Genomic DNA, 15,130 nt, shown 5'->3' with positions numbered 1-15,130 from the left:
CATCCAACGGAGCCAGCAGGCAGCTAGGTCAGATCCGACCCGGTGCACCGATCATGGCTTAACCGGCACAACCCAATACTGACAGCGGGCAGCGATGACGAGGCAGGGAAGGCACTGGGGCCGTTTGCGGTTCCCGGCCCGATCGGGTTGGGGTTCGGTCGGGCGGCGAGGGGAGGGTGTGGGGCGGGGGTTGGTTTCCGGTTCTGGGCATGCGGAGGGGCCCGAACCCATGCGGGTCGGGCTGCGCTGCTTGATGCGTGCTGCGCTTCCCCCAGCAGTCGCCCGCTGGGGCAGCCTAAGACCGGCACTGGCGTGGGCGCCGCGAACCGCTCTCGGCATTTCGCCCTGGCTGTCCGCATGGCCTTGATCGCCCGATCCCTCTCGATCGCTTCTGTGACGGCGTCCAGGTCGGGCTTCATGGCCTCGGACCATTCGGTCCGGTAGAGCCCGGTGGGGAACACATCCCATTCGGTGCCCTCGTTCTCGGCATCCATGTCGGCATCGGTGCGCCAGTCCGAGCAGCCGCACCCGGAGTGCTCCACGGGGGCGCTCGCGATCTTGTGGCCGTCGTGGTGGGTGATGACCGCTTGGCCGGGGCCGGTCTTCTCCACGCTCCAGCCCGCAGTATGTATGCGGCCGTGATGGAACCGGCACAGCAGGATCAGGTTCTCAGCGACCGTTGGCCCGCCATCGGCCCAATGCTGGATGTGGTGCGCCTCAGTCCACGCCACCGGCCGGTCACAGCCCTGCCAAGCGCAACCCTCGCTCTGTTCGAGTTCGAGCTTGCGGCGAAGGGCCGCATTCGGCAGGCGCAGGGCACGGCCCAGCTCGACCGCTTCGCCGGTCTGGTAGTTGAAGACCGAGGGGATGATGGCGGCTTCGCAGGCGAGGAGGCGGGCGCGGGCGACCGAGATGGGCTGGCCCTCGAGGAGGGGCAGGCGGCCGGTGTCCTTGCCCTGCAGCGTCTCGATGTCCACGGTCAGGTCGAGGGTGGCGGTGTGGCCGTGGCGGGTCGCGGCCTGGGGGGAGGACCCGTACCCGGCAAGGAGCTGATGGAGAGCCTCGGCGTGCCGGTTCGCCTGCGCGGGCAGCAGACCCCCACCGTCGGCGTCCTGGTCCTGGTCTTCTTGGCGCGGGGGCGGGCAGGCGGTCTTCAGGTACTTGTCGAGCAGGCGCCCGGTGGCCTCGCACAGTTGGCCTTCCAAGGCCCACATGCCGTTGCTCTGCGGGGTGAGTTCGAGGCGCTGCATGGACTGCTCGCCCAGTGCATCGATCAGTTCGGTCGCTTCGGCGATCGAGGTCCAGAGTTCATCGAGGTGGCGGCGCAGCTCGGTGAAGGTGGCGTGTGCACAGTACTGGGCGACCATGGCCTCAGGAGTCGCACACAGGGTCTCAGGGTCGAAGGGGGAGGGGGCCGGGGTCTGGAAGGGGGTGCGGGCGAACAGGCGCATGGCCGGGGTCTGCTCGAGCTGGCGGACGGCGTAGGCGACCTGGTCGATCCTCGCCGCTCCGGACACCGCCGCCTGGGCCAGGAGGCGGAACTTCCCCGACAGGCGGGCGATGGCCGCGATGTCGGCGGCGGTGCGGTTGTGGAAGTCGAACTGGGAGACCAGCAGATCCCGCAGGGCGGAGAACCCGAACGCCGAGCGGTGGAGCCCCTGCTCCTTCATCTCGATCACCCAGGAGAGGACCTGGGCGTGCTGGGCGTTGATCAAAGAGGCGGCGTCATCGAGAGCGGAGCGGATGGCGGCTGCGCGTTCGGAGCCCGGGGTGTGGGTGTGGGTGCAGCTGCTCATCGGGGGCTCGCCTCCTTCCACCGTTCTCGAATGGTCTGACTGTTTTCGCTTGCGCGTTCGTACTTCAATGATGACAGGCGAGCGTATCGGTGTCATCACTCAAAGGGGTGAATAATCCATGAGGGACACTCGCGTCCCGCCCCGAATGACTTGGGGTGCAACGCGGACCGTCGTTTCGCGAGCGCCGTCTCGCACCGCGCTGCGCCTCGGCCGCAATGCACACCCCGACCGCCCTCAGGCCCTTTTGTCGCTGCCCGCTCTGACCGCAACCGACACGGCGCAGACGCCGCCTCCGCAACCGTGCTCGATCGGGACCCTGTCGTCGCCGCCGCGTGAACCTCGCCGATCTCGTCACCGGCAAGCCGACGGTTCAGCGCTGATCGCCGCCGCGTCGAATCGCGCGGCCGGCGCGAGCCTCGGTCCTAATTCCCTCGTCAATCGCAATGTGCCCGTTGACCAACACGAACGGGATGCCCGCCGCCTGGCGGCGCGGTTCCTCGAAGGTCGAGCGGGCGTCCACGGTCTCGGGGTCGAAGAGGACGAGGTCGGCCGCGAAGCCCTCCTTGACGAGGCCCCGGTCGGTGAGGCCGAGGGTCGCGGCGGGGCGGCCGGTGAGATGGGCGACGCAGTCCTCGACGGTCATGAGGCCGAGGTCGCGCGTGTAGTGGCCGAGGTAGCGGGCGAACGAGCCCCAGGCGCGCGGGTGGATCTTGTCGCCCGCGAGGACGCCGTCCGTCGATCCGGTGTGGACGCCGTGGCGCATGATCGCGCGGACGTTCTCCTCGTTGCCCACGTGCATGAGGCAGGCGGTGCTGAAGTCGTCCTCGGTGATGAGGTCGAGGAAGAACGCCGAGGGGCGCTCCGCCCCTGCGGCCTCGGCGACGCGCCGGCCCACCAGGTGCCGCAGGCCCGGCTTGGCGACGCCCGCGATCTCGATCTTGGACCAGTCGACGGGGACGCCGTTCGCCCCGTCGGTGCCCTCGACGTCGAGCTCGTGGAGGATGCGCGCCCGCTGCTCGTCGCTGCGCAGCCGTTCGGCAAGGGCCCCATAGCCTCCCGCGACCGACCAGCTCGGCAGTAGCGCCGCGAGCATCGTCATCCCCGGCAGGTACGGGTAGGTGTCGAGGCTGATCGGCAGGCCCTCGTCGAGGCCTTCGTCGATGAGCTTGAGGAGTTCGGCGGCGCGGCCCTCGTTGACCGGGTAGTTCAGGGTGGCGTGCGCGAGGTGCAGGGCGCAGCCCGCCCGGCGGCCGATATCGATCATCTCGGCGTAGCCCTCCATCGCGCCAGCGCCGTAACTGCGCTGGTGGGGACTGAAGTAGCCGCCGTAGGAGGCGACCACCTTGCACAATTCGACCAGCTCCGCGGTGTTCGCGTACATGCCGGGGGCGTAGCTCAGACCCGCCGAGAGTCCGAACGCACCCGCTGCCATGCCTTGGGCGACTTGGGCTTTCATGGCCTCGAGCTCGGCGGGCGCCGGTTCGCGGTCCTCCCAGCCCATCGCGAGCATCCGCACGGTGCCGTGGGGGACGAGGTAGGCCGCGTTCGTCGGGATGCCTCGGTCCAGGCGGTCGAGGTACTCGCCGACCGTGCGCCAGTCGAATTCCACGTCGAGGCGGCCGTTCCACGCGGCGATGGCCTCCCACATCTGCGGCGCAGTGGCCTCGTCGACCGGCGCGTACGAGAGGCCGTCCTGGCCGAGCACTTCGAGGGTGCAGCCCTGGCCGAGCTTCGCGAGGTGGTCGCGGTCGGCGAGGACCGCCAGCTCCGAGTGCGCGTGCATGTCGATGAAGCCGGGGGAGAGGACCAGGCCTCCCGCGTCGATGACGCGGCGGCCGTCGAGGCGCTCGCCGATCGACGCGATCCGGCCGCCGTCGACCCCTACGTCGGCCCGGAACCGGGGCGCACCGGTCCCGTCGGCGATCTCGGCTCCCCGGATCACGATGTCCACTGCGGCCACTCGGCGACCTCCCCCATACGGCACGGAGCGTCAGTCTATGCAGGCCAGAGGGTCGCCACCAGTCGCGTCTCGGCCCTCGGGAGGCGGCGTTCAGGCGCTCAGGAGGGCCTTGAGCGTCTCCACGGCCGGGCGGTTGCCGGGGAGCCAGGGGACCGAGTCGAGCTCGGCGGGGCCGAGCCAGCGCAGCTCGGCGTGCTCCTTCGCGTGCGGCTCGCCCCCGGTCAGTTCGGCGAAGTAGACGCGCAGGAGGTACCGGCCGCCGCCGGTCGCGAGGTCGCCGCCGACGCGCTCGCCGACCGCGATCTCGACGCCGAGCTCTTCGCGGCATTCGCGCACGAGCGCTTGGGCCTCGGTCTCGCCGGGTTCGACCTTGCCGCCGGGGAACTCCCAGAGCCCGGCGAGTTCGGGCGGGTAGGCGCGCGCGGCCGCGAGGACGCGGTCGCCGGCGCGGATGGCGGCGCCCACTACGACCTTCGGTTCGTTCACCGCAAGAGCTTATCGGCGCCGCGCGGCCGCCCGTGGTTCGCGGCCGTTGCCGGGTTGAGGGCGTTTCGTTATCTTTGGCGCGTCGGATCACGAGCAGTGACCGCTAATGAGCAACGTGTTGTTCATACGTTCGGATGATGCGTGGTAGACCCTACGGTCAGGAATCGTGTCCGCCAGCACAAAACCAGACAAGAACTGTACTGCCGCATCCGGTATTACCGATTGATCCCATTTGCCGGTCTGGACAGAAACTGGGAGACGCGCAAGACTCGGTTCAGAAACGATAAAGATCCGGCGACAATTCAGACACGAAGCCCCCGTGTCCGTCGGAGCCGAATCAGACCAACCTTACTGATCGGTCGCGGCCCTGCTTCGGCAGGGCACCGCTTTGCCGGACGCGGCCAGGACGAAATGGCGATGGTGCCATATGGGGAGAACGGAGCAAGACGACAACGTGCTGCTGGATGCACTGAGGGAGCTCAACGGTTGGGTAGCGGATGGCGACGGCCGCCTCTCGCGGTCGCTGCCGCTCGACGATTCCCAGCACGCGGAGCTCGCCGAACACATCAAGATCTTCGCCGACACGCTCGGGGTCAGGCCCGACGTGTCGCGCACCGATGAAGCCACGCTCATCGTGCTCGCCAGAGAAGGCGGATTCAGCCTCACCGACGTGACCTTCGCGGGCCGCGTCGAGACCGCCTACATCACCATCGCCGGCGAACTCGCCGCCCCGGAGGACTCCTCCAAGGGCCGCTTCCGCTGGCTCCGGCGCGGCGAATAGACGAACCCGCACGGCGGACCGCCGGGGACCCCACCTCCCCTTCGGTCCGCCGCTCGCGTGTCCGGGCCGAAGTCCCGGCTCGAGGGACTTTAGGCCTCTTTCACCTGCGCACGAACCCTGCGAGAATCGGCCTATGGGAGACGAATCGGACCCATAGGAGGCGATTCCGATGGCGCTCAGACCGATTCCGGCGGGCGACCCGCTCATCCGCCACAGTGCCGGCCGCAGCTTCCGCTGGGCGTTCCGCCTCGGCGTGGCGGCCTTGGCCGGGCCTCCGACCGCGATCGCCTGGTACTACCTCTGGGTGGCGATCGACGGCCCGAACGCCCTCGACGACAACTGGCGGGGGGTCGTGGTCGGGCTCATCATGCTCGTCGCGTTCCTGGCCGCGATGGGCGCGTTCACGCTCGCCATCGCCGCGAGGCACGCGCCCGCCGCCAGAGGGGCGCGCTGGATCGCGTTCGGCGCGCTGCCGATGCTGCTCGCCTTCGTGATCCTGGGCGAGCGGTTCTGGTGGGAGTGACGCCCTCGGCGGCACCGCCGTTCACCCGGGGTTTCCCGCCTCGGGGTCGAGGCCCTGCGCCGCGCGGGCGCCGTCGACCGGGAGCACGGCGCCGCTGATGAACGAGGACCGCGCCGAGAGCAGGAACGCGACCGTCTCGGCCACCTCCGCCGCCTCGCCCGCCCGCCCGAGCGGGTGCAGGTCCCGGATCGCCGCCTCGACCCGCGCGTACGCCTCGGCGCCCGACTCCTCGAGCGAACGCAGCCGCTCGGTCGCCACCGACCCCAGCGCCAGCGCGTTCACCCGTACCTCCCAAGGCCCGTAGTCGACCGCGAGCGCCCGCGTCAGCCCTTCCATCGCGGCTTTCGCCGTCGCGTACGGCAGCGCGCCGCGCACGGCCCGCTGCGCCTGATGCGACGAGATGTTGACGATGCTGCCGGGGACGCCCTGGACCCGGAACGCGGCCACGGCGGCGGCCGCCCCGGCGAGGCAGGGCTGGAGGTTGCGCCGCACCAGCTCCATGACCCCCGCGCCGCCCACCTCGTGGAGCCAGGCGTCGTGGAACAGCGCGGCGTTGTTGACCCAGCCGGTGAGCGCGCCGAGGGACTCGGCGGCGGCGACGGCCCGCGCGGCGACGGCGTCCTCGCCCGCGTCGCCCACGACGACCCAGGCCCGGCTCTCGCTGATCGCCTCGTCGAGCCATTCGAGCCGCTCGTCGCGCATCTCCACGACGACGACGCCCCGGTCCTCGGCGAGCAGCCGCTCGACGATCGCCTTCCTGATGCCCTGCCCGCCGCCGGTCACGACCGCCACTTCACGGCTCATGGCCCACCTCCGAATTCGAAGACGCCGCGACCCGATCGTCGCGGCGTCAGATTCCTTAGTGCTCAAGGAAAGGCGTGTTTAAACCCCGAGGTCGCCCGTGGCGGTGTTCAGACGCTGCCGTGGTCAGACGTTGAAGCGGAACTCGACCACGTCGCCGTCGGCCATGACGTAGTCCTTGCCCTCCATGCGGACCTTGCCGGCGGCCTTGGCGGCCTGCATGGTGCCGGCCTCCATGAGGTCGTCGAAGGAGACGATCTCGGCCTTGATGAAGCCGCGCTGAAAGTCGGTGTGGATCTCGCCGGCCGCCTCAGGGGCGGTCGCGCCCTTCTTGATCGTCCACGCCCTGGTCTCCTTCGGGCCCGCGGTGAGGTAGGTCTGCAGGCCCAGGGTCTCGAAGCCGACGCTGGCGAGGCGGTCGAGGCCCGGCTCGGTCTGGCCGGTGGACTCGAGCAGTTCGCGGGCCTCGGCCTCGTCGAGGTCGATGAGCTCGGACTCGAACTTGGCGTCGAGGAGCACCGCCTGGGCGGGGGCGACGAGCGCACGGAGCTTCGCGGCCAGCTCCTCGTCGGCGACCTGGTCCTCGTCGACGTTGAAGACGTAGATGAACGGCTTCGCGGTGAGCAGGTGCAGGTCGTAGAGCAGCTCGGTGTCGAGTCCGGCGGCGAAGACCGTCTTGCCTGAGTCGAGGACCTGCTGCGCGGTCTGGACGGCCTCGAGCTTGGCCTTGGCGTCCTTGTTCATGCGCGCTTCGCGCTCGAGGCGCTTGAGGGCGTTCTCGACGGTCTGGAGGTCGGCGAGGATCAGCTCGGTGTTGATCGTCTCGATGTCGTCGACGGGCGAGACCTTGCCGTCGACGTGGGTGACGTTGCCGTCCTCGAAGACCCGCACGACCTGGGCGATGGCCGAGGTCTCGCGGATGTTGGAGAGGAACTGGTTGCCCTTGCCCGCGCCTTCGGAAGCGCCCTTGACCAGGCCCGCGATGTCGACGAAGGTCACCGTGGCGGGAAGGATCTTCTCCGACTCGTAGACCTCGGCCAGCTTCGGGAGGCGGGCGTCGGGGACGGCGACCACGCCGACGTTCGGCTCGATGGTCGCGAAGGGGTAGTTCGCGGCCAGGATCTCCGAGCGGGTCAGCGCGTTGAAGAGCGTGCTCTTGCCGACGTTGGGCAGGCCGACGATGCCGATGCTGAGTTTCACGAGGGTCAAGTCTAGGCGGGGCCGCGCCGCCGCCGCACGGCGCGACCTGGTGATGTGCGCTAGGCGGTCAGCAGGCCGATCCCGAGGGTCACGACGCCGAGCGCGAGGCTCGCCGCGCCGGCGTAGACGAGCGCGATGCTGCGGTTGGGGACGGTGCGCCCGGCTCCGGCCATGGCGGCGAAGAACCCGCCGGACATGAGGACCGCGGCGGCCGGGACCGCGATGCGCCCGACCCAGCCCCAGAGGCCCTCGAGTCCGGTGGCGTCGGCGAGGATCAAGGTCACGAGGCTCAGGATGACGAGGACGCCGGCGTGGGCGTGCCCGGCGCGCGAGAACGCCTTCTGGAAGTCGGTGAGCGGGACCTTGCCCGCGGCGATGCGCAGCAGGAAGGTGCCGCCGAACTCGATGGTGACGATGGTGAGCAGGACGACGCCGGCGATGATGCGGGAGGCGTCGCTGAGGGCGAGAGTGGACTCGAACATCAGGGGGTTCCAATCGTGAAGGTGTGGAAACCCAACGTACGCGCGAGTCTTGACAGTGTCAAGTTGGTTGCCTCGATGATCGCAGTGGTGTTTGACACTGTCAAGATCCGCGCTACAGTGGCGCTTGTGACCGATCGCTACCACCACGGGGACCTGCGCCGGGCGCTCATCGCGGCCGCCGTCGAGGCCATCGCCGAGAGCGGGCCGAGCGCCCTGAGTCTGCGGGCCGTCGCCAAGCGGGCGGGCGTCTCGCACGCCGCCCCGGCCCACCACTTCGGCGACAAGGCCGGGCTCCTGACGGCGGTCGCCGCCGAGGGCTACGACCGCTTCGCGGACGCACTGGAGCGGGCGTGGGAGGCGACCGGCGACTTCGTCGAGGTCGGCGTCGCCTACGTGCGCTTCGCCATCGACAACAAGGCGTATTTCGAGACGATGTTCCGACCCGAGCTGCTCCACGAGGACGACCCCGACCTGCAGCGCGCCGAGTCGCGCTCGAACGACGCGCTCGTGCGCGGCGCGGGCGCGCAGCGCCCCGACGCCGCGTTCAACGCCGAGGCGCTGGGCGCCTGGTCCCTCGTCCACGGCTTCGCGGGCCTGCTCATGGGCGGGAACTTCCCGCAGGTGGTCAAGGACGACCCCGAGGCCGCGCTCCGGGAGATCGCGACCCACGTCCGCTTCGGCAAGCACTCCTAGCGTCCAAGTCACACACAACTAGGTTGCGCACAACTGAGTTGTGCACTATCGTCGTCACCATGGACAGGACACCGAGACTCCGCGAGCAGGCCTGCTTCGCGCTGTACACCGCCTCCCGCGCGGTGACCGGCCTCTACCGGCCGCTACTCGACAAGCTCGGCTTGACCTACCCGCAGTTCCTGGTCCTCATGGCGCTGTGGGAGACCGACGGCCTCACCGTCACCGCCCTCGGCGACGAGCTCCAGCTCGACTCCGGCACCGTCTCGCCGCTGCTCAAGCGGCTCGAGGCCGCCGGGTTCGTCGAGCGCCGCCGCGAGTCGGACGACGAGCGGCGCGTCACCGTGCACCTCACCGAGGCCGGGGCCGCGCTCGAGCGCGAGGGCTGCGAGGTCACCCAGGTCGTCGGCACCGCCTCGGACATGTCCTACGAGGAACTGGTCGCCCTGCGCGACAAGCTCCACGAGTTCACCGCCGCCATCCGCACCCGCGAAACCACCGAATAGGCAAGGGAAAACACATGGAACAAGCGCTCTACGTCGCGAACGCCGTCTCCTCCGGCGAAGGCCGCAACGGGCACGTCACCACCGGCGACGGCATCATCGCCCTCGACCTGGCCATCCAGAAGGAGCTCGGCGGCCCCGGCGGCAAGGCCAACCCCGAGCAGCTGTTCGCCGCGGGCTACGCGGCCTGCTTCCACAGCGCGCTCCAGATGATCGCCCGCCAGGCCAAGGTGGACCTCGGCGACTCCACGGTCGAGGCCTCCGTCGGCATCCACAAGCAGGGCGAGGGCTTCGGGCTCAGCGCCGTCCTCGAGGTCTCGACCCCGGGCGCCGAGCGCTCGGTCGCCGAGAGCCTCGTCGCCAAGGCCCACGAGGTCTGCCCCTACTCCAACGCGACGCGCGGCAACATCCAGGTCGAGGTCGACCTGGTCCAGACCGCCTGAGCAGGGTGAGGAGGAAGGGGTCCGCGCCGGACGGCGCGGACCCCTTCCCCTACTTGCGGAAGATCTTGCGGCCCAGCCACACCAGCGGGTCGTACCGGTCCCCGGCGACGCGTTCCTTCATCGGGATGATCGCGTTGTCGGTGATCTTGATGTGCTCGGGGCACACCTCGGTGCAGCACTTGGTGATGTTGCAGTAGCCCAGGCCCTGGTCGTCCTGGGCCTGCTCGCGCCGGTCGTCCCGCGCGTCGAGCGGGTGCATGTCGAGCTCGGCCGCGCGGATGAACAGGCGCGGGCCCGAGAACGGCGGCTTGTTCTCCTCGTGGTCGCGCACCACGTGGCAGGTGTTCTGGCACAGGAAACACTCGATGCACTTGCGGAACTCCTGGCTCCGCTCCACATCGACCTGCTGCATCCGGTACTCGCCCGGTTTGAGGTCGGCGGGCGGCGCGAACGCCGGCATCTGCCGCGCCTTCTCGTAGTTGAAGGACACGTCGGTGACGAGGTCGCGCACGACCGGGAAGGTCCGCAGCGGCGTGATCGTGACCGCCTCGCCCTCCTCGAACAGGTTCATGCGGGTCATGCACATCAGCCGCGGCATGCCGTTCACCTCGGCCGAGCACGAACCGCACTTGCCGGCCTTGCAGTTCCATCGCACGGCGAGGTCGGGCGCCTGCTCGGCCTGGATGCGGTGGACGACATCGAGGATCACCTCGCCCTCGTTGACCTCGACGTCGAACTCGGCGAACTCGCCGCCTCCGGCGTCGCCCCGCCACACCCTGAACGTCCGCTCGCTCATCGGGACTCCTCCTCGGCCGCTCCGGGCCGGTATTCCTCGGGGGTCATGTACTTGGCGAGCTCGGCCTCGTCGAACAGGCCCAGCAGCTCCGGGGTCATCGCCGGGACCGCCTGCCGCTCCAGCCGCACCTCGCCGCCATCGAGCGAGGCCACCAGGTTCACCTTGCGCCACTGGGGGTCCATGCCCGGCGCGTCCTCGCGGGTGTGCCCGCCGCGCGACTCGTCCCGCTCCAGCGCGGCCATCGCGGTCGCGACCGAGCAGAGGTACATGTTGCGCAGGTCCAGCGCCAGGTGCCAGCCGGGGTTGTAGGCCCGGCCGCCGGTCGCGCTGACGTTCGCGATCCGCTCCTCGAGGGCCGCGAGCTCGTGGAGCGCCTCCTGGAGTTCGCCCGCCCGGCGGATGATCCCGACGAGGCGGCCGTTGATCGCCTGCATGGCGTTCTGCAGCGCGAACGGGTTCTCGCCGTCGTTCCCGAAGGGCCGCAAGGCGTCCTCGGCCGCCGCCGCGATCTCGTCGTCGCCGAGCTTCGGCGGCTCGGCCGCCGAGGCGTGCGCGGCCGCGTACTCGCCCGCGCGCTTGCCGAACACGAGCAGGTCCGACAGGGAGTTCCCGCCGAGCCGGTTCGAGCCGTGCATCCCGCCCGAGACCTCCCCGGCCGCGAACAGGCCGGTGACGGCCGAAGCGGTCGTGTCGGCGTCGACCTCGATGCCGCCCATGATGTAGTGGCAGGTCGGGCCGACCTCCATCGGCTCGGTCGTGATGTCCACATCGGCCAGTTCCTTGAACTGGTGGTGCATCGAGGGGAGCCGTCCGCGGATGTACTCGGCACTGCGCCGGGACGCGATGTCGAGGTACACGCCGCCGTGCTCGGTCCCCCTGCCCGCCTTGACCTCCGCGTTGATGGCCCGCGCGACCTCGTCGCGCGGCAGCAGCTCCGGGGGCCGGCGGTTGTGGTCGGGGTCGGTGTACCAGCGGTCGGCCTCCTCGGGGTTGTCGGCGTACTGCGCCTTGAACACCTCGGGGATGTAGTCGAACATGAACCGCCTGCCCTCGGCGTTCTTCAGCACCCCGCCGTCGCCGCGCACCGACTCGGTGACGAGGATGCCGCGCACCGAAGGGGGCCAGACCATCCCGGTCGGGTGGAACTGGATGAACTCCATGTTGACGAGCTTCGCCCCGGCCCGCAGCGCGAGCGCGTGGCCGTCCCCGGTGTACTCCCACGAGTTCGAGGTGACCTTGAACGAGCGGCCGATGCCGCCCGTGGCGAGCACGATCGCGGGCGCGGCGACCGCCATGAACCGCCCGGTGCCGCGCCGGTACCCGAAGGCGCCCTTCACCGCGCCGCCCGCGGTGAACAGCTCGGTGATCGTCGTTTCATCGATGACCTGGAGCTTCGGCTCGGTCTCGCCCGCCGCCTCGTCGTCCTGCTGCAGCGAGACGAGCTTCTGCTGCAGGGTGCGGATCAGCTCGAGCCCGGTGCGGTCGCCCACGTGCGCGAGGCGCGGGTACTCGTGGCCGCCGAAGTTGCGCTGGCTGATCCTGCCGTCGGCGGTCCGGTCGAACAGGGCCCCGTACGTCTCGAGCTCCCAGATTCGCTCGGGCGCCTCCTGGGCGTGCAGCTCGGCCATCCGGTAGTTGTTGAGGAACTTGCCGCCGCGCATCGTGTCGCGGAAGTGGACCTGCCAGTTGTCGTTCGAGTTGACGTTGCCCATCGCGGCGGCCGCGCCGCCCTCGGCCATGACGGTGTGCGCCTTGCCGAACAGGGACTTGGAGATGACGATGACGCTCTTGCCCGCCAGCCGCGCCTCGACGGCGGCCCGGAGCCCGGCCCCGCCCGCGCCGATGACGAGGACGTCGCAGGAGAGGTGCTCGACCTCGTTGATGTCGTTCATGGTCTGCCCCTCTATCCGACGAATCGGAGGTCGGTGATCCAGCCGGCGGCGACGGCCATGACATAGAAGTCCGTGAGCGCCAAGGACGCCAGGGTGATCCAGGCCCACATCATGTGGCGGGCGTTGAGCACGCTGGAGAACGTCCAGAGGCGGTAGCGGATCGGGTGCTTCGAGAAGTGCCGCATCCGCCCGCCCATGACGTGGCGGCACGAGTGGCAGCCGAGCGTGTAGCACCACAGCAGCAGCACGTTGGCCAGGAGGACGACGTTCCCCAGGCCGATGCCGAAGCCGTCGGGGGAGTGGAAGGCCAGGATCGCGTCCCAGCTGTTGACGAGCGAGATCGCGAACGCCAGGTAGAAGAAGTACCGGTGGAAGTTCTGCAGGACCAGCGGGAAGCGGGTCTCGCCGGTGTAGCGCGGGTGCCCGTCGGGGACGGCGCACGCGGGCGGCGAGAGCCAGAAGGACCGGTAGTAGGCCTTGCGGTAGTAGTAGCAGGTGAGCCGGAACGCCAGCAGGAACGGCAGGCTCAGCGCCGCGTACGGGATCAGCGGGTGGTCCGGCAGGAACCGTCCGAAGTGGGCGGATTCGGGGACGCACCCCTCTGAGACGCAAGGGGAGTAGAACGGCGTCAGGTAGTGGTAGTCCGCCACCCAGTAGTCGCCTTGGTAGAAGACCCGGAAGGTCGCGTACGCGACCCAGACGGTGATCCCGAGAACGGTCAGGATCGGGCCCCGCCGCCAGTTGTCGGTCCGCAGGTTGCGGGCCTTGATGGCGGCCCGGGGCGGCGACGAGACGGCACTGTCTTCGGTCGTGGTCATCAGCGCAGGATATCGCTGAACCTGTGACGTAAGTCCATGGGGTACATCACATTTACGAGCTTTTCTCTGACTGGGACAGTAGATTGCAAAGTTTCGCTTGAGGCCTCCTCGCGTCTCTTGTGGCGCGAGTGGCGCGGGCGCACCGTTAGGCTTGAACCCATGAGCGCACGCGGGATCATCTTCGTCCACGCCCACCCCGACGACGAGACCGTCGGCACCGGCGCGACCGTCGCCCACTACGCCGCCCGGCCCGACGCGCACGTCACCGTCGTCACCTGCACCCTCGGCGAGGAGGGCGAGGTCCGCGTCCCGCACCTCGCCGGGCTCGCCGCGGGCGAGGCCGACCAGCTCGGCGGCTACCGCTACTGGGAGTACCGCCAGGCCACCGAAGCGCTCGGCGTCACCGACACCCACTTCCTCGGCGGCGTCGCCCGCTACCGCGACTCCGGCATGATGGGCCTGCCCTCGAACGACCACCCGCGCGCGTTCTGGGGCGCCGACGTGGACGAGGCCGCCGCCGACCTCGTCGCGGTCATCCGCGACCGCGCCCCCGAAGTGCTCGTCACCTACGACCCCGACGGCTTCTACGGCCACCCCGACCACATCCAGGCCCACCGCGTCGCCATGCGCGCCGCCGACCTCGCCGCCGACCCCGCGTGGCGGCCCGACCTCGGCGCGGCCCACCAGATCCGCAAGGTCTACTGGACCACCATGCCCCGCAGCATCATCGAAGCCCAGTTCGACGCGTTCACCGGCGCCACCGACAACCCCTTCGCCGGCGTCGCCTCCGCCGACGAGCTGCCCTTCGGCGTCCCCGACGACCAGATCGACGCCTGCGTCACCGGCGACGCCGCCGACACCGCCAAGAAGCGCGCCGCCATGGCGGCCTACGCCACCCAGATCGCCCCAGGCGACTGGCTCGACGTGCTCGGCGACAAGCTCGGCGACGAGGCCCTCGCGGCCGAGCACTACCGCCTGGTCAGGGGCGAGCGCGGCCCCGGAGCCGACTGGGAGACCGACCTGCTGGCCTGACCTGGGATTCCGCGGACGCCGATCGGGGTACCCCCGCCAGCTATGGATGCTTGGACCTATCTCGGACCGCTGGGGCTGGCCCTGGTGCTCGGCCTCGCCGTCGGCGCCGAACGCGAATGGCAGGGCAAACCCGCCGGCATGCGCACGCACGCCCTCATCGCGGTCGGCACCTGCCTGTTCGTCCTCGCCGGCCGCTACGGCTTCCCCGAGACCGTGCCCGGCACGCCCGGCGTCGACCCCGCCCGCATCGCCGCGCAGGTCGTGACCGGCATCGGATTCCTCGGCGCGGGCGTCATCTTCTTCAACCGGAACATCGTCCACGGCATGACCACGGCCGCGTCGATCTGGTCGACCACCGCCATGGCGCTCGCGTGCGGCGCGGGCCTGTACTGGGCGGCCGTCGCCGTCGCCGCCGCGCAGCTCGTGATCGTCGCGGGGCTCGCCCCGGTCGAGGATGTCATCGCCCGGCACGCCAAGCACGCCGGCCGCCTCCAGATCCGCTACACCAGCTCGGCCGCGCTCACCGCCGCGCTCGCCAGATGCACCGAGGAAGGGTTCAAGGTCGCCGAGATCCAGGGCGAGAACGGCCAGGGCGTCGTGCGCACCACCGACTTCGTGCTCACGGGCCGCGGCGTGGTCGCGGAACTGACCGTGAAACTGCGGGCCATCGAGGGCATCGAGCACGTGATCTACCGCGAAGAGGAGGACTCGGGCGCCTAGCGGTACGGAGGGCTTGAGCGCCCCAGGCAGGATTCGAACCTGCGACCATCGGATTAGAAGTCCGGTGCTCTATCCAGCTGAGCTACTGAGGCACGGCGACGTCGCACAGGGCACCGCGCCAGCGCTAAGAATACCCGGAGACCGGTCCCTCGGGGGACCCGGGAGCCCTGCGGAGGGCATGGATACGGGGCGTCGCAAGAACACCCC

15 protein-coding genes, 1 tRNA gene and 1 pseudogene are annotated in these 15,130 nt (G+C 69.9%); 7 read left to right on the top strand and 10 right to left on the bottom strand.

Annotation, left to right across the window (positions count from 1 at the left end; translation table 11 throughout):
* Positions 1–23: 23 nt before the first annotated feature.
* The 3 genes from AB0K52_RS04725 to AB0K52_RS04715 form a co-directional block, all read right to left on the bottom strand.
* Positions 24–1,796 (bottom strand): DUF222 domain-containing protein, encoded by a 1,773-nt coding sequence (locus tag AB0K52_RS04725; RefSeq protein ID WP_363526139.1) that lies wholly within the window; start codon positions 1,794–1,796, stop codon positions 24–26.
* A gap of 370 nt (positions 1,797–2,166) precedes the next feature.
* Positions 2,167–3,747: a D-aminoacylase gene (locus tag AB0K52_RS04720; RefSeq protein WP_363526180.1), complete on the bottom strand. Its 1,581-nt coding sequence runs from the start codon at positions 3,745–3,747 to the stop codon at positions 2,167–2,169.
* Between the two features lie 99 nt (positions 3,748–3,846).
* Positions 3,847–4,242 (bottom strand): (deoxy)nucleoside triphosphate pyrophosphohydrolase, encoded by a 396-nt coding sequence (locus AB0K52_RS04715; protein ID WP_363526136.1) that lies wholly within the window; start codon positions 4,240–4,242, stop codon positions 3,847–3,849.
* Positions 4,243–4,669: 427 nt separating this feature from the next.
* Here AB0K52_RS04715 and AB0K52_RS04710 point away from each other — a divergent pair, with 427 nt between their 5' ends.
* Together AB0K52_RS04710 and AB0K52_RS04705 are read left to right on the top strand one after the other, a co-directional pair.
* Positions 4,670–5,023, top strand: coding sequence for a hypothetical protein (locus AB0K52_RS04710; RefSeq protein WP_208499733.1), 354 nt, complete (start codon positions 4,670–4,672; stop codon positions 5,021–5,023).
* Positions 5,024–5,192: 169 nt separating this feature from the next.
* Positions 5,193–5,546, top strand: a complete 354-nt coding sequence (locus tag AB0K52_RS04705) for a hypothetical protein (protein WP_363526133.1) — start codon at positions 5,193–5,195, stop codon at positions 5,544–5,546.
* Positions 5,547–5,567: 21 nt separating this feature from the next.
* Here the strand turns inward: AB0K52_RS04705 and AB0K52_RS04700 are convergent, their stop codons facing one another.
* From AB0K52_RS04700 to AB0K52_RS04690, 3 genes are all read right to left on the bottom strand, one after another.
* The gene (locus tag AB0K52_RS04700) at positions 5,568–6,350 is read right to left on the bottom strand and encodes an SDR family oxidoreductase (RefSeq protein ID WP_363526130.1); all 783 of its coding nucleotides are present in this window, start codon (positions 6,348–6,350) and stop codon (positions 5,568–5,570) included.
* A gap of 123 nt (positions 6,351–6,473) precedes the next feature.
* Complete coding sequence (gene ychF / locus AB0K52_RS04695) at positions 6,474–7,547, bottom strand: redox-regulated ATPase YchF (RefSeq protein ID WP_363526127.1); 1,074 nt, start codon at positions 7,545–7,547, stop codon at positions 6,474–6,476.
* A gap of 59 nt (positions 7,548–7,606) precedes the next feature.
* Positions 7,607–8,029, bottom strand: coding sequence for a hypothetical protein (locus AB0K52_RS04690; protein ID WP_363526124.1), 423 nt, complete (start codon positions 8,027–8,029; stop codon positions 7,607–7,609).
* 126 nt (positions 8,030–8,155) lie between these two features.
* Between AB0K52_RS04690 and AB0K52_RS04685 the strand changes: the two genes are divergently transcribed.
* Genes AB0K52_RS04685 through AB0K52_RS04675 form a run of 3 tightly spaced genes read left to right on the top strand, consistent with a single transcriptional unit; the run spans position 8,156 to position 9,665 of the window.
* The gene (locus AB0K52_RS04685) at positions 8,156–8,722 is read left to right on the top strand and encodes a TetR/AcrR family transcriptional regulator (protein ID WP_363526121.1); all 567 of its coding nucleotides are present in this window, start codon (positions 8,156–8,158) and stop codon (positions 8,720–8,722) included.
* Between the two features lie 59 nt (positions 8,723–8,781).
* The gene (locus tag AB0K52_RS04680; RefSeq protein WP_208499739.1) at positions 8,782–9,225 is read left to right on the top strand and encodes a MarR family transcriptional regulator; all 444 of its coding nucleotides are present in this window, start codon (positions 8,782–8,784) and stop codon (positions 9,223–9,225) included.
* A gap of 14 nt (positions 9,226–9,239) precedes the next feature.
* A complete protein-coding gene (locus AB0K52_RS04675; protein ID WP_363526118.1) occupies positions 9,240–9,665 on the top strand; it encodes an organic hydroperoxide resistance protein in 426 nt (141 codons plus the stop codon).
* Positions 9,666–9,717: 52 nt separating this feature from the next.
* On the opposite strand, the pseudogene AB0K52_RS04670 reads toward AB0K52_RS04675, so the two are convergent.
* The 3 genes and pseudogenes from AB0K52_RS04670 to AB0K52_RS04660 all read right to left on the bottom strand — a co-directional run.
* Positions 9,718–10,461, bottom strand: a pseudogene (locus AB0K52_RS04670) (succinate dehydrogenase/fumarate reductase iron-sulfur subunit); the annotation flags it as partial.
* Positions 10,458–12,353, bottom strand: coding sequence for a fumarate reductase/succinate dehydrogenase flavoprotein subunit (locus AB0K52_RS04665; RefSeq protein WP_363526115.1), 1,896 nt, complete (start codon positions 12,351–12,353; stop codon positions 10,458–10,460). The pseudogene AB0K52_RS04670 and the gene AB0K52_RS04665, both read right to left, overlap by 4 nt.
* Before the next feature lie 11 nt (positions 12,354–12,364).
* Entirely contained in the window at positions 12,365–13,171 is an 807-nt protein-coding gene (locus AB0K52_RS04660) for a hypothetical protein (RefSeq protein WP_363526112.1), read from the bottom strand.
* Between the two features lie 159 nt (positions 13,172–13,330).
* On the opposite strand from AB0K52_RS04660, the gene mshB reads away from it, so the two are divergent.
* Both mshB and AB0K52_RS04650 read left to right on the top strand, forming a co-directional pair.
* A complete protein-coding gene (mshB, locus tag AB0K52_RS04655; RefSeq protein ID WP_363526109.1) occupies positions 13,331–14,203 on the top strand; it encodes an N-acetyl-1-D-myo-inositol-2-amino-2-deoxy-alpha-D-glucopyranoside deacetylase in 873 nt (290 codons plus the stop codon).
* Positions 14,204–14,245: 42 nt separating this feature from the next.
* Positions 14,246–14,923: an MgtC/SapB family protein gene (locus AB0K52_RS04650; protein ID WP_363526106.1), complete on the top strand. Its 678-nt coding sequence runs from the start codon at positions 14,246–14,248 to the stop codon at positions 14,921–14,923.
* 18 nt (positions 14,924–14,941) lie between these two features.
* Here AB0K52_RS04650 and AB0K52_RS04645 read toward each other — a convergent pair.
* Positions 14,942–15,015 (bottom strand) — tRNA-Arg (locus tag AB0K52_RS04645).
* Positions 15,016–15,130: the final 115 nt, after the last annotated feature.

Origin of the sequence: Glycomyces sp. NPDC049804 (assembly GCF_040674615.1) — a bacterium.
Classification (GTDB): Bacteria; Actinomycetota; Actinomycetes; order Mycobacteriales; family Micromonosporaceae; genus Glycomyces; species Glycomyces niveus.
Note: the sequence above shows the minus strand (reverse complement) of the source record. Positions and strands in the feature narration are given on the sequence as shown.